General features: G+C 58.7%; 16 protein-coding genes. 8 read left to right on the top strand and 8 right to left on the bottom strand.

Translation table 11 applies throughout. The features are described from left to right. Nucleotides 1-242: 242 nt before the first annotated feature. The 8 genes from O6929_08240 to O6929_08205 all read left to right on the top strand — a co-directional run bounded on the left by O6929_08240 (nucleotide 243) and on the right by O6929_08205 (nucleotide 7037). Nucleotides 243-863 carry a hypothetical protein gene (locus O6929_08240; protein MCZ6480375.1) on the top strand — a complete coding sequence of 207 codons (621 nt, stop codon included), beginning with the start codon at nucleotides 243-245 and terminating at the stop codon, nucleotides 861-863. Between the two features lie 368 nt (nucleotides 864-1231). Further along, entirely contained in the window at nucleotides 1232-2137 is a 906-nt protein-coding gene (locus tag O6929_08235; GenBank protein MCZ6480374.1) for a hypothetical protein, read from the top strand. 576 nt (nucleotides 2138-2713) lie between these two features. Next, complete coding sequence (locus O6929_08230; GenBank protein MCZ6480373.1) at nucleotides 2714-3430, top strand: PilZ domain-containing protein; 717 nt, start codon at nucleotides 2714-2716, stop codon at nucleotides 3428-3430. A 433-nt stretch (nucleotides 3431-3863) separates the two neighbouring features. Beyond that, nucleotides 3864-4547 carry a PilZ domain-containing protein gene (locus O6929_08225; GenBank protein ID MCZ6480372.1) on the top strand — a complete coding sequence of 228 codons (684 nt, stop codon included), beginning with the start codon at nucleotides 3864-3866 and terminating at the stop codon, nucleotides 4545-4547. Nucleotides 4548-4758: 211 nt separating this feature from the next. Beyond that, nucleotides 4759-4968 (top strand): hypothetical protein, encoded by a 210-nt coding sequence (locus tag O6929_08220; GenBank protein ID MCZ6480371.1) that lies wholly within the window; start codon nucleotides 4759-4761, stop codon nucleotides 4966-4968. A 573-nt stretch (nucleotides 4969-5541) separates the two neighbouring features. Continuing rightward, the gene (locus O6929_08215) at nucleotides 5542-5928 is read left to right on the top strand and encodes a hypothetical protein (GenBank protein ID MCZ6480370.1); all 387 of its coding nucleotides are present in this window, start codon (nucleotides 5542-5544) and stop codon (nucleotides 5926-5928) included. Nucleotides 5929-6211: 283 nt separating this feature from the next. Next, complete coding sequence (locus tag O6929_08210; GenBank protein ID MCZ6480369.1) at nucleotides 6212-6607, top strand: hypothetical protein; 396 nt, start codon at nucleotides 6212-6214, stop codon at nucleotides 6605-6607. Next, nucleotides 6585-7037, top strand: a complete 453-nt coding sequence (locus tag O6929_08205) for a cytochrome c (protein ID MCZ6480368.1) — start codon at nucleotides 6585-6587, stop codon at nucleotides 7035-7037. Before O6929_08210 ends, O6929_08205 begins: the two co-directional genes overlap by 23 nt. Nucleotides 7038-7148: 111 nt before the next feature. On the opposite strand, the gene O6929_08200 is transcribed toward O6929_08205, so the two are convergent. From O6929_08200 to O6929_08165, 8 genes are all read right to left on the bottom strand, one after another. Continuing rightward, the gene (locus tag O6929_08200; GenBank protein ID MCZ6480367.1) at nucleotides 7149-7382 is read right to left on the bottom strand and encodes a MoaD/ThiS family protein; all 234 of its coding nucleotides are present in this window, start codon (nucleotides 7380-7382) and stop codon (nucleotides 7149-7151) included. A gap of 16 nt (nucleotides 7383-7398) precedes the next feature. Then, on the bottom strand, nucleotides 7399-8079 hold the full coding sequence (locus tag O6929_08195; protein MCZ6480366.1) for a ThiF family adenylyltransferase: 681 nt from the start codon (nucleotides 8077-8079) through the stop codon (nucleotides 7399-7401). Then, a complete protein-coding gene (locus O6929_08190) occupies nucleotides 8076-9407 on the bottom strand; it encodes a hypothetical protein (GenBank protein MCZ6480365.1) in 1332 nt (443 codons plus the stop codon). The genes O6929_08195 and O6929_08190 overlap by 4 nt, the downstream gene beginning before the upstream one ends. A 51-nt stretch (nucleotides 9408-9458) precedes the next feature. Then, nucleotides 9459-9875, bottom strand: a complete 417-nt coding sequence (locus tag O6929_08185; GenBank protein ID MCZ6480364.1) for a DUF2203 domain-containing protein — start codon at nucleotides 9873-9875, stop codon at nucleotides 9459-9461. 86 nt (nucleotides 9876-9961) lie between these two features. Next, the gene (locus tag O6929_08180) at nucleotides 9962-10489 is read right to left on the bottom strand and encodes an NTPase (GenBank protein ID MCZ6480363.1); all 528 of its coding nucleotides are present in this window, start codon (nucleotides 10487-10489) and stop codon (nucleotides 9962-9964) included. Between the two features lie 160 nt (nucleotides 10490-10649). Next, entirely contained in the window at nucleotides 10650-11150 is a 501-nt protein-coding gene (locus O6929_08175) for a bifunctional nuclease family protein (GenBank protein MCZ6480362.1), read from the bottom strand. Beyond that, nucleotides 11140-11826, bottom strand: a complete 687-nt coding sequence (locus O6929_08170) for a methyltransferase domain-containing protein (GenBank protein ID MCZ6480361.1) — start codon at nucleotides 11824-11826, stop codon at nucleotides 11140-11142. The genes O6929_08175 and O6929_08170 overlap by 11 nt, the downstream gene beginning before the upstream one ends. 101 nt (nucleotides 11827-11927) lie before the next feature. Further along, the gene (locus O6929_08165) at nucleotides 11928-12302 is read right to left on the bottom strand and encodes a cyclophilin-like fold protein (GenBank protein ID MCZ6480360.1); all 375 of its coding nucleotides are present in this window, start codon (nucleotides 12300-12302) and stop codon (nucleotides 11928-11930) included. Nucleotides 12303-12715: the final 413 nt, after the last annotated feature.

Genomic DNA, 12715 nt, shown 5'->3' with positions numbered 1-12715 from the left:
CCCTCTGTCAATGCCAAGGCAACGTCCAAAGGCAGTATATCTAATGGGGGATCGCTAGGCAATCGCGTGCAAAGCCCTGTTCCTTGGGCACTTTTGGCATGAATGTTGCTACCGCAGTATATCCATTCGGGATCTTGAGGTCGGTACACAGCGCCTGCCGCGACTATGCACGGCGGAGAATGCCGATAGGTGGGGAACTCAGTGAGTATCTGTTCCCCTTAGGATCCGCGGAGGAGATGCAGATGAAACCGAGCAGTGCCTTCTGGCGGAGAAAGTTCTACGTACACCCGATCCAACGGAAGTATTTCTTTCTCTCTCTCGTCCCGTTGATCGTGTGTGGATTCCTCTTGGTCTTCCTGGTCCTCTTTCCCTTGCATATGACCCTTTGGGGAACAGCCACCGAACCCGAGAAGGCGGCGATTCTGGCGCAGATCCAATCCCTGTCCGTTCCGATCATGCTTGCCCTGCTCATTAGCATGCTGGTCTCGAGCATCATGAGCTTCTTCGTCACCCACAGGTTAGGGGGCCCCCTTTACCGCATCGAGCAGATCCTACACGAGGTGGAACAAGGACGTCTCCCGACCTCCGTGCGAATTCGGCGCGACGATGACCTTCAGGATTTTGCGGGACTTTTCGATAGGGCCTTCAAGACGATCAGCTCCGCCATGGCAGCGGTGACGGAACATCAGGCTCATGCCGCCAAAGAGCTGGCAGAACTTCACAGGAAGGTCAACGCTGAATTAGACGGGGAGGTCGTACAGGGTCTGGAAGAGGTCAGCCGTAGCCACAGGGAGGTCCAGCATATTCTCGAGAATTTCAAGCTCCCATCGCTTCAGGCTCCCAAGCAGGAGTCTACAGAATAAATCCCCGGTTCGATATCCCTCGAATTCTCGAAAGAACCACAATCCCTCCGAAGTAAGCAGCCAGCTGTAACTCCCTGCCCATCCATCCTCTGGAGTCTTCTCTTCATTAGTTGCCTGTTCTCCGAGGGTCGCCCCCACTGGAGATGGAGATAGACTTGCGGGCACGAAGATTGCACGAATTCCGTCGTGCAGCTCCACGACTTGAAGACCCTCATCGACCAGGACGGATGTCCCGGCCAGCAGACTCAGCAGCTGATGATGCTGGAAATGCTGAGCCACCTGGTGAAGGTAAGCTGAAGGCCGCTAAGGGGGTTTCTGCGTACTTGCTCTCTTCGGAGCACACCGGCCAGCCCAGAAAGTATAGGCATATGTTGTTTACACGCGAAAAGTCCTACGACCGTTTCGACATCCTCGCGGCCGCGGAGAAAGCCCGGTCCAAGGGGAGACTTCGGAAAGCCATCGTCGAGTATCGAAAGGTGCTCGAGATTGATCCGGACGACCACGTCATCCATGGGAAGGTTGCGCCTCTCCTCGCCGAGCGCAAAAGGCTTGACGAGGCCTGGTCGAGCTTTGTCGCTGCAGGAGAGGGATATCATCGGAACGGCTACATCAATCAAGCAGTGAGCATCTATATCCAGGCAGCGCGGTACCTGCCACGCAAACTCGAAGTGTGGGAGACCATTGCTCGGTTGCAGGAAGAGCGGGAACTGCCCGCAGACGGCGTAAAGGCCCTCCTGAGTGGATGCCACTATTTCCGGCGTCGTGATCAACGGCCGGAGGCCATCCACCTTCTGCGCCTGGCATGCAAAATTCAGCCGTGGCACTTCGAAGCGACATATATCCTCGCAAAAGTACTTGCGAAGGGCGGCGATAAGGGGGAGGCGTTGCAGCTTCTGCATGGACTTGCCGAACGGGTCCAGGGTCGTAACCTCCGGCGTGCTCGGGCCGCTCTTTTGAGGATGTCTCCGTCCCTCGGCGCGGCATGGCGATGGCTTCGTGCGGCGATCGCCGCACGTGAAATCCCCATTCCGCGAACCTCATCATGGGAAGGCTTGGGCATCGGACGGGTCAAACGGGGACGACCGGCCCGCCTGATCTGCCTAACCATCGCCCTCTTGGGCGCCATACTGGTGGGGGTGCCCTTCGGCTTCGATATCGGTCCAGACATGGTCTCCTTCCTCCTTGGAGGGAGCGGGTTGGTCGTGTTCGGCCTGACGTCGTTTCTGTTCTTCTCACGCAGGCGCGAGCGGAGAGGAGCAGCTCTTAGCCCATAAGGTCGAGTCCAACCCTCAAGGACTGAGTCCTCAAGCGTTGATTCGACGGCGGCCCGTCGAGCACTTCATCCTGTGCCGACTAGTGCCGTTCCAACTTGATAAGTGGTTCGACAAGGCTTCGACGGTGAGCTCAGCCGAACCGCTCACCACCCCGAGGAAGATCGAGGGGCCGATTTTGAGCAGCCTGCCTTGTTGCAAGGGTCGTGATCGAGTGCAGCGAGAAAGTTGGCACAAATAGTTGGAACGGCACAAGTGCAACAGTCTCCAGCTTTGCCACGATACCTTCGGCCCGAGAGCAAGACCCCTGCCTGGCTCCGTGCATACCCCTTCGGGAAATCGGTTTAGTGTCCCCCACGGCGCCAGAGTAGGCACGCGCTAAGCGTATATCCCCGGCGATCCAGTGGATCGGACGAAGGTTCGCTGGCTATTTCCCGGCAGCCGCCCAATAATCGCCGCCGCGAGACAGAGGCCTGCTTTCACAATCCCTTAAAATTTCGCAAGTTGCGGCAACCGATCTTGGCACGAAGGTTGCGTTGCAGTTCTATAGGAAGTGACGGCGATCAGTAGGAGGACCGGATGTCTCAGTCTACAAAAATAATGTTGCGACGCCACCTGCGCTTTGGACGCTACCTCCCCGTTGAATGCACCATTCTGAGCCCCGAGCGACCCCATCCGAGATTGCTTGTCGGCAATACCCGAAACGTTAGTGCCGGTGGACTCCAGATCCTGCTGTCCGAAACCCTTCCGGTCGGGAGTACCGTGTTGGTCCGGGTCGATAATAAGGGAGATCCACTGCGCGGACGAATCGTCTGGGTTGGCCGAGATACGCCGACCCAGATAGGGACCGCCTTTCCTCATGGGGTGGCCTTCGAGCAACCGGTCGACGCCTCCTTGGTCCGGCAATGGGCATCTCAGCCCGAAAGGCGGGCCCATCCCCGAGCCCAGGTCCAATTTGACGTAGAATACACACAAGCAGGGACGAGGGCTCATGGGACCTGCCTCGACCTGAGCCAGGGCGGGATGTTCATAGGAACCGAGCACCCGGCCCCGCCGGAGACAGAGGTCATTCTCCACTTTACGCCCTCGGGCCTATCCCAATCTCTTACAGTCCTGGCGCGGGTCACGTGGGCGCGCGCCGGGGAGACGGGACCGGGTGCCATGTGTGGCATGGGCGTGCAGTTCGTCGAACCCAAGCCATCAGATGCTGCCGCGATCGGTACCGTCGTGAGTCACGTTCTCACGGGAGCCTCCCGCTTGCCAGATTGCTACCGGTTCCTGCCCCCGACTTGTTAGCGGTCTCGGATCTGCTGCGTGCCGCTGATTCGTACGGAAGGGGACCCGAATGGGATTGGCATTGACCTGCCAGACCTGAACGAGTGCAGAAAGAGCTCCCTTCATATGCATTCCTTCCCCCGATCTGTTGGTAAGGCCTGACGCGGCGGACCGCGTCTTCCGCGACAAACTGTCCGGCCTAAAGGCATGACTCTGTGACAGCATGTCAGACTTCTCCGCTACCGGGGATAGTTAGGGTTCGTTTGAAAGAGACCGTGTGGCTACATGCAGTAAGAGAATTCAAGAGGTTGCGTTGTCGTCCTCACGGAGCCGAGTTCTTGGCATACTTGTCGCAACCTCAGTCCCGAAGGTCTTTCGGCCGGAACTCGATTTGGACCGAGGAGCGCGTGTAGTTTTACCGCCATTCAGCGCGATAACCAGAAGGAGGAAGATTATGCAGCAGCCTACGGAGCGTCGGCATCGCCGGATCGAAGTCTTCCTGCCTGCCCAGTGCACCGTCTTCGCCCCGCAAGTTCCCCAGGGGCCCATGGAGGGCAAAACCCGCTCTCTCAGTCCTGGAGGCGCAATGCTCTTACTCCCGGCTCCCCTGCCGCTCCATACACGGCTGATGGTTCGCTTGGGGGAGGGGCCTGACTTACGGAGTCGAGTAGTATGGGCCGGTCACGTCTTTCGGACGCATCTGGGAGCGGTCCGAGCACATGGGATCGCCTTCACCCGGGATCTCGATGCCTCGGCTCTCAAGCAAATCCTCAGCGCTGCGCGAAAACAAAACCGTCTGAGGATCCCCGCCCGTTTTCCGGTGGCTTATGACAATCTGGAGAAACATGGGAGGGGGACTTGTTTCAACCTGAGCCACACTGGGATGTTCATTGGTACGACCGATCTGGTCTGTCCTGGGGAAGAGTTGATCGTACGCGTGGCCGCCCCAGGGATTCGTGACTCTTTCTCGCTGTGGAGTCGGATCATGTGGACCAACCCGCTCGAAGGGGGAAACTTTTTCCCCGCCGGGATGGGAGTTCGATTCTTGGAATTAGGACCGGCCGAGGCCACACACCTTTCGACGCTGCTCGAAGATCTCCGTTCCAAGACCGCCCCTCTTGGTCCCGGATCCGGCTAAATTTCCCCCCTTCTTCCCAGGGGGGAGCCCCCGCCCAGCTGGCCTGCGCGGCGTCTTGGCGCTGTCGGAAGCCGTCATGAACAAAGGGGTTAGTCTGTGCGCTGAAGAATAAGCGCATTACTGCCGAACTATACAGTAAAAGGCCGTGGGGTCCCTTTCCATCACGAACTGGGGTGAATGGCGCACGGAACGGCCCTCTGGGGATAGCAGAATGCTGAGTGAACACGAACTGGAAGCCGGGGTGGTGCTGATCCTCGCCTCAATGCTCGGATTGAGCTTTGGAAGGATGTGGAGGCCTGGGATTCATATCCCTCATTCCGGGTCCCTTCCTCATGAAGAATACCTCATGGAGAAAAGTCTTCCGACCGAGGCTGATGGGACCTTTATCGTGAATGGCAGACCCTGGTTGATCCTCAAGTGAGACGAATCCATTGCCGTCCTTGAGATCGAAGAGAACGCTCGAAATCACCCATGGCGCCGGGCCGGCGAGCCTGGTGCTTTCGTGAAAGGACGAGACATGAAAAAAGGCAATAAACATCATCAATGGAGCCGACCGAGAGGCGATGGGTTTGAGGCCTTGCAAAGACCTCCATCGGGGGGGGACGTGGGGACGGCGATGGCTGAAAATGATGGGATCGTCGCGGTATGGCCGCCAGACATACACCCGAACGGGACCGATCTCAGGCCCTACAAACGACTGGCGGCAGCAGTCATCGGGCAAGCGCTACGGGACGCAGAACACCCTGGAAGCGATGAAGCCAGGCGGTGGCTTTCTGAGGACAGCTACACCCTTCGGTTCTGGTGCCAATGGCTTGGCATAAATCCTCATCGGCTTCGGGGAACAGGAAAAAAAGTTCACCGTGGAAGGAGGGAGAGAGGCACGCTTCGTGCATGGAGGTCGTAGCGAGGAGCCACCGATGGAGTCTCCTCCCCCTGGTTTCTGCCCAGGGGCAGGGTTTTTGAACTGGCGTCGAACTCACGGAGATCGTGGAGAATGCCACGGCCAAAACGAAGTGTGGGCAAGATGGCCCGAGGCCGCAGGATCACGCAGAGGCGGACCATGACGGTCGCCGATTTCCAGGAGAACCTCTCACAGTTGCGCTGCCCGAACCGGCGATGCCTCTCCCGACAGGTAGACCCGACCTGGCTGGACCAGGCAAACATCGAGGTCCTCTACATCCCTAATCCTTGGGAGAATCCGCCGGTCGTCCATTGCCAGGTCTGCGGCCAGCCGGCGTTTGAGCTGGAAAGGGTCCAGCCGCTCGGCCCTTCACGGGGCGGGGCAGAACCGGCCGTCCAACACAAGTGGCCGACCCGCAGGGGGAAGGCCCGAGGAAAGCGACCGGAGTGGGGGCATCGCCACGGAAGAAGTTCTCGATAGAATTCGCCATCCCCGAGGGCTTTCGTTTTCCCTTGTACATCATTAGGCCCGCCTGAAACTCGCCCAAGGAGCTGAGTACCGATTCCTCGTCGAGACAGGTCCTCCCGTGCTTCGGCGCGAGATCGTAGTCTAGGTCGTCGCTTACCATCCATGCGCTCTGGTTTTTACCTCGCAAGGGAAAAGGAGGAAAAAATTTGCCCACGTCTTGGGGAGTTGCTAAGATGCACGCAGTTTCTCTCCATCCAAAACGACGTAGGACTGTGATCTGTTTCTGGAGGTTTCCATGACAGAGAGGGGCTGGCGGGGGTACACCGAGCACGAGTTTCAGATGGCCCTATTTGTCGGGGATAAGATCTTTCAACACTACGATGTCTCAGAGGAGGATCGAGGGGTGATCAGCGAGACCCTGTTCCTCCTGGCCATCTATCACTTGAGGGAGGAGGGGAGGATCGTTCTCAAGGCGGATCTCGAAGAACTGTTCTCCGGTTTTCCGTGGGGGCTTCCGGATCAACGCCAGGCGGAGCAGATTGCCAAGGAACACATGCAAAAGTATGATATCTCTCAGCCCTTGAAGGAGCTCCTCCTTGCCGTCCTCTTGGTGGAGATCACCTCGACGCTCGTTTCGGAGAAGAAACTGATCTGGCTGGCGCCTCCTAGTGGGCGGAGGAATCACGCGTGAGGGAACGTGGGTGGGTCCTGGGGCCTTTTTGTTTATCAGTTTTCTGATGGCGGCGCAGGGATCCGCAGGCGTGATCGATGAACGGCAGGCCCTCATGCGCGCGATCGGGGATGACCTTCAAGCGATATGGGATGGGTTGGCCCGGGGAGACGGCGGAGCAGTGGAGCAGGGAGCAACACGAATAGCAGTGCAGGCCGCCTGCCTCTCCACGCTGTTTCCCCCCGACAGTTTTCACCCTCCCAGCCGAGCACAGCCAGCGATCCGCGAGGAGTTCCACGCGTTCGAGGACTTGGCTCTGAAACTCAAAAAGGCAGCAGAGGGCCTTGCGGCGTCGGCCCGTCATGGGACGCTGGCTGAGGTCCAGCCGCACCTCACGCGGCTCGTGCGGACCTGTCGTCAGTGTCACCGGAGCTACATCGAGCCCTACTGAGCCGCGGTCGTTGCGGAATCTCCGCCCTCAGCAGCCCCCCGCTTCTCTCCCTCTTACACCCCTCACCAGAGGCGGCGGGCCGTGCTCATAGGGGCCGTGGGCGATGAATGGTTAGCCGCCGCGGATCTTGGGGACGATGAGGACCATGTCCCCGCTGGCCAGCGGGTGGCTCTTATCGACGGCGACGCCGTTGACCCGCACTTCCGTATTCCCGTTGGTCCCCACCTCTTGCAAAAGCTCGCCGAGGGAAAGAGGGTTTTTTCCAACGAAGGTGGTGACATTCTTCCCCATCATGACCACCTTCACGGCAACCGTCTGTTCCTTTTCCAAGAGTCCCGTCGTCATGGTTTCACTCCTTTCTTTAGCATCGCTCGTTTGAGCTGGTGAGTAGAGTCAGGGTCTTAAGATCGAAGAGGATCTCGCGGGGCAGATCCTCACCGGTCGCTAACCGCTTGACCAGATTACCGATGAGGCTCGCGATGGCAAAGCCACTGTAAACGATGGCAGCTGCCGTGCAGGGAAGGGCCTCTGTCTCCTCGTCATCGTAGAGGCTCTTTTCGTAAAATCGGATATCGCCGGGGTCGGTGGGATTCACGGCATAAATCCGGGCCACCTCTCCACCCATTCTGGCATCCAGGTATCTCAGGACGCCGGCGCGGTACCGGATGGATCGTAGCCAAATCGCTTTCCGTGCCCGCATGCTGTCGACTCCCGAGATCACAACCCCTGCCATGCGCTGGGCCTCCACCTCGACCGGTTGGACCTCGACCGGAGTTCCGGCAAATTCTTGGAGGATCTCTTGGAGAGCCTCGACCTTCGACCGCCCCACGTCCCTTAAGCGAAACAGTTGGTTCGGCAGGTTATGCTCCTCAATCCCGTCGGGGTCGTACAGATGGAGGTGTTGCACGCCCATCTTGGAAAGGACGAGGGCGGTGAAGGAACCGATCCCGCCGCAGCCGATGAGGTGGATTGGAAGGTCTAAGGTGTCCGGACTCACCAGATCCAGCTGTCGCAGGAACTCCATGGTCTGGTCGGCTGTCACGAATCCACCTCCTGCCAGTACAGGATCGGAATCCGCCAATCCTTGGGGTTGATCGTCTTCAAAAAGTCGAGGAGGACAAAGAGCGCGGCGACAAATTGGTATTCGCCAATCATTTTGGCGACGCCTTCCCGGATGTTGCCGAGACAGGGACGGCCCTCGTAAATATGGGGGTGGTCGTAGGCCCCGAGCGCGTTGGTCAGGTTTCGGATCCGAATATCTCCAGCGAAGGAAATTTCCATCCGGAAGCTTCCCAGGTGAAACTCATGGCCCCCATACTCTGCCTGGAGGGGATTGGTGAACACCGTGATCAGGCCATCGTGGATATGCACCTCCCGGACCTCGGGGAGCTCTTTGAGCTGATCCAGATCCTTCAGGTGTTGCTCAGGCGCTGACGGGGTGCCCCGGAGGGTGGTGAGACGCTGCTGGTAGGCGTGGAGCCGGCGGGTCTCGGCTGTGATCCGGCGGCCATACTCTTCCAGGTTATCCTCAGCAAATTGCATTTCCTGTTCCAAGAAGGTTTTTTCATTCTGGACGCGGCTCCGGCATTCCTGGAGGTAGGCGTGACGGACCTCCGCCTGGCACTGCCGATCCCAGGTGGCCGCCAGAACATCTGTTTCGTGTTGGAGAGTCTCGAGGGCAGTCTGGAGGGGGTCGAGCCCGAGGGGGGACAGAGAGGTGAGTTCTTTCAGGAGCCGGGGAAGACTGAGGTCGAGCAGCCGCCGCAGAAGGAGAGACCGGAGTTCTCCGTCCTGACCGAGGAGATTAAAGAGGATGTAGATGTTCCCGCTAACGATCTCTTCTACGGCTCGCCCTTCCTGATCTCTCAGGATCTGTCCTCGGCCGATTTGCGAGCCGGCAGGGAAAGCCTGTTGGGCTGCCGGAGCGACGGGATGTCCGAAAACGAAAGAGAGGCGGTTAGGTGGAATGCGGGGCCAAATCCCGAACAGGACGGGAGGGGTGGGGAGGGCGAAATGATGCAGGTAAAGAGCCTCGCCTCTCAACGGTTTCGAGTATCGGCTCTGGCTCCCCAGAAACCAGAAGGGGACTCCGAGCATTTCGGCGTAGAGCTTCACAACCTCGGGCAGAGGTGCCAGCGCAGGAGGATAGGCAGAGAGGGGTCCTGCTCCCTTTCCGCATTCGATAAAGAGAGAAAATTCCGGTGGAATGCGCGGCCCCCCGTCCGGGTTACCCTTCTCGGGGAAAGCCTGAGAAAGGGAGGGGACATTCGTTCCCTCGGCTGAAACCCATTGCCTGTACAAGGGATTTGTCCCCACCCAAGAGCTACATGGATCCTCTGTGGTGTTGGGAGGCGTTTTTTTTGTTAGCACCGGTATCCTCCTTTGTCAAGGGGGATATTCCGGACCCGGCCGTGGAATAGGTCAGGAGGAAGAATGGGACCCGATCGGCTTTCGTCCTGCGAAGCCTTCGGTCAGGCCGTGCCAGAACCCCACCTCTGCCTCATCCGGCTTCCAACACAGGAAGACCTCCTGGCCGTCTCGCATGGAGGGAAAATCGATCAGATCCAGCTGGGGGTCCTTGAGGAGGCATCCAAGAGCCTCAATCTTCTTGATCGCGGTGCTGCATTCTTCCAGGATGAACTCGGTCTCTCGTTTCAGGCGCTGGAATTCCTCTCCGGCCAGTCGATGGCCGTTTTCGCCAGCCTGTTGGCGGATCGCCTCCAGGGCCTGCTGTCGTTCCTCTAGTTCCCGACGCCGGGCCTCGAAGTGCTCCAGGATGACCCGAAGCTCTGGGAGAAGGGCATTGGCGTCTTCGACATTGAAGTGCCGTGTTGCCATCTCTGCTCCTCAAAAATCAATCTTTTTTACTCTACCCAAGCACACGGGTTACGTCAACAGGAATCAACCCTTGGCGAGTCCCGGCCTCATCTTCCAAGCTGCCGGCAGAGATCCATCGTGATCACGTGGGCGACCTTCTGTCCGTTGCTCGAGGTAAGCTGATGCAGCCGCACCTCCGGGTGGGCCTTGATCCGGTCCGCGACCGGGTGGGCCTTTGCGAGGATCGTGGCCAGGAAGGGTTGCGGGGCCTCCAGGACTTTGAAGAGTGACATCTCGAAGAGGGAAGAATAAAGCTCCATTTTGCCAATCTCGTCGATGATAATGAGGTCCGCATCCTGTAAGGCGCGGATGACGGCTTGGACCCCGATGGCTTCGAAGGTCTTGAGGTCGACCCCGTACCGTCCGAGCCGAGGCGGTCCCGCAAATCTGACGTGGGCCAGGACCCCTTCGGGACCGGCGAGATCGGTGACCTGAAACCCGACCCGCTGTCCCCCTTCGCGGATCTCCCGCGTGTAAAACCCTCCCTTCTTCCCAGGGAGAGTCTTTAGAAGGGAGAGGAGCAGGGACGTCTTCCCCACACCTGGACGACCTGTGATGAGGTGTACCCGGGCCATGGGCTCTTGTGTCGGTTACCGTCCCTCTTCGGGGCCACACAGGTCCCCCCGGGCCGGAAGAGCAGGATCACTGGATCGAGGACTCGAGCAAGGGCGGATGGATATCAGCAGGACTGATCTGAATTCCCAGGGAGGCTCCGGGGGTACTGCCAGTCTTGGGTCACGGTTGTGCCCCTGACGGTTGTGACTCGAGGACCGTTTCTGTCGCCCAAATCGGTGCGTCAATTCGCAGAGCCAGGGCGACGGCGTCGCTCGGTCGGGAGTCGACGAGCACCTCACGTCCGTCCACTTGGAGGACAAGGTTGGCGTAATAGGTGTTCTCTTTCAATTCCGTTATCACCGCCCTGACCAACGTGATATCGAAACGACGGAAGAGGTCCAGGATCAGGTCGTGGGTGTAAGGGCGGGGCGGGGTCACCCCTTCCAAGGGGAGCGCAATTCCTACCGCCTCGAACTGGCCAATGACCATGGTCAGCCCGCGTTTGTCGCTCTTGCTGCGCAGCAGGATGCGTGGCTGCCCACGACCATCGGCTGTCACTCCCAGCACCTCCATTTCCTGGAGCTTTCCGCCCTCTTGGGCGTGGCCGAGGACCAGAGTGGTGCCCAAGAATAGGAGAGAGAGAAGCAGGACTAAGCGCCTTGAGGAGAAGCTATAAGCCATCTGTACCTCCTTCGATTGGCCCGACCTCTGGGGACGTCTCCTTGGCGTTGATGCACCGGATCAGCCGCCACCCGCTGAACAGGTTGACACGCTGAATCTGATCCGGGATGAGACCTACTTGCTCCAGGAGCGGGGTAAGTTGAAGGTCCGGTTTGAACAGACCCGTTCGGGTGAGGATGGGGGCCATCAATCCTTCGAGCCGTCCCATGACCGGATGCTCACTCTTGAAGTGGTTCAGAATGACGATGTGGCCCTTCGGCCGGCATACCCGCTTGATCTCCTGAAGGACCTGGGTCGGATCCGGGACGACGCTAATGACGTAAGTAGCGAGGACGTGATCAAACGCATTTTCCGCGAAGCCCATTCGCATAGCATCCATTACGGTGAGACTGACGTGGGGAGCGTTGAGCTCGCAGATTCGCGCTTGGGCCTTTCGGAGCATCTGCCCGGAGAGATCCATCCCCACCAGTCGGTGGTAATGGGGGTACAGGGGAAGGTTGAGACCGGTACCGATCCCTACCTCGAGGATCCGATCCTCCGGGCCGGGTTCCAAGACCTTGATGGCCTCGACCCGCCCGGGATAAAAGATCCGGTTGAAGACGAGATCGTATACGGGAGAGACAAGGGCATACGCCTGCGAGACCGTCTTCTGCGAGAGATGCCAACTTGAACGCATATGCCGTTCGTGCCCTCAGGATAATATTCTAGCCGATCCCTCGCAGAAGGGAAACGTTTTTCCCAATTCACTGGCGGGTGGGTCGGCCTCTTGATAAGTGGTCAGGCGGGGTCAATCTGAACCCGGGCCCCCTCTTTGACCTTTTTGAAGACGGTGGGGTCCCCCTCGACGCGACCGATGATGTTGACCGCGCTCGCGGGTCGGATCTCGGCTCCGGTGCTGGCTGGGGTAGGCCCGAAGAAGATGCAGAAAGCTCGGCCGGGAGGCCAATATCCCAGATCCCCCTTCTCCACGACCTCTTTGGCAGTCGGTTCCAATCCCTCCTTGACCGGGGTTGCGAAATAGATCTCGTCTCCCCAAATGTTCGCCTTGCCGGTCAGAGGAAGGTTCTCCCAGATGGCATTGGCGGTGGGGGTGTCGTTGAGGACCCCTTCGGTTGTGACATTGCCTGCCTTGATGAGAATCTTTTGGCTCATCTTCACCCCAAAGAATATTCTGTCTTATAACACGCCGCTGCGCGGAGGGTCAAATCCGTTTGGATTAAGCGAGTGACAGCTGACTATGGATCATAGACAGCTTTCTTGCCTGTAGCCGTCCCATGCCGACCCGCTGTCAATTGCGACTTTGGCGTATGGTGCGTTCGGGAAACGGCTTTACTTCGGCCTCAAAATGCAGTAAATTAGTATCGGTATCATTATCCAATTGAACGCCTCGGCGGGTGGGTGAGGTTTCAGACCCAGGGGCCGCTCGGGGGGTACAAGATGGCTCATTGGCTGGAGGCGATGGATTCACGCGTCTCCGGTTCCGAGCAGGATGTGATCCCTGTGACCTTCGAAGGGCTCAGGATTGCACAGACGATCCCTTTCGTCCTTCGAGGCGTATCCATCCG

The sequence above is a fragment of the Candidatus Methylomirabilota bacterium genome (assembly GCA_027293415.1).
Lineage (GTDB): Bacteria > Methylomirabilota > Methylomirabilia > Methylomirabilales > CSP1-5 > CSP1-5.
This window is presented reverse-complemented; position numbering and strand designations above follow the sequence as displayed.

Coding starts and splice junctions, on each gene's coding strand:
- O6929_08170 (MCZ6480361.1), bottom strand. CDS start 11,826: ATGCGTTCAAGTTGGCATCTCTCGCAGAAGACGGTCTCGCAGGCGTAT.
- O6929_08220 (MCZ6480371.1), top strand. CDS start 4,759: ATGCTGAGTGAACACGAACTGGAAGCCGGGGTGGTGCTGATCCTCGCC.
- O6929_08225 (MCZ6480372.1), top strand. CDS start 3,864: ATGCAGCAGCCTACGGAGCGTCGGCATCGCCGGATCGAAGTCTTCCTG.
- O6929_08235 (MCZ6480374.1), top strand. CDS start 1,232: ATGTTGTTTACACGCGAAAAGTCCTACGACCGTTTCGACATCCTCGCG.
- O6929_08230 (MCZ6480373.1), top strand. CDS start 2,714: ATGTCTCAGTCTACAAAAATAATGTTGCGACGCCACCTGCGCTTTGGA.
- O6929_08240 (MCZ6480375.1), top strand. CDS start 243: ATGAAACCGAGCAGTGCCTTCTGGCGGAGAAAGTTCTACGTACACCCG.
- O6929_08185 (MCZ6480364.1), bottom strand. CDS start 9,875: ATGGCAACACGGCACTTCAATGTCGAAGACGCCAATGCCCTTCTCCCA.
- O6929_08215 (MCZ6480370.1), top strand. CDS start 5,542: ATGCCACGGCCAAAACGAAGTGTGGGCAAGATGGCCCGAGGCCGCAGG.
- O6929_08165 (MCZ6480360.1), bottom strand. CDS start 12,302: ATGAGCCAAAAGATTCTCATCAAGGCAGGCAATGTCACAACCGAAGGG.
- O6929_08200 (MCZ6480367.1), bottom strand. CDS start 7,382: ATGACGACGGGACTCTTGGAAAAGGAACAGACGGTTGCCGTGAAGGTG.
- O6929_08180 (MCZ6480363.1), bottom strand. CDS start 10,489: ATGGCCCGGGTACACCTCATCACAGGTCGTCCAGGTGTGGGGAAGACG.
- O6929_08210 (MCZ6480369.1), top strand. CDS start 6,212: ATGACAGAGAGGGGCTGGCGGGGGTACACCGAGCACGAGTTTCAGATG.
- O6929_08175 (MCZ6480362.1), bottom strand. CDS start 11,150: ATGGCTTATAGCTTCTCCTCAAGGCGCTTAGTCCTGCTTCTCTCTCTC.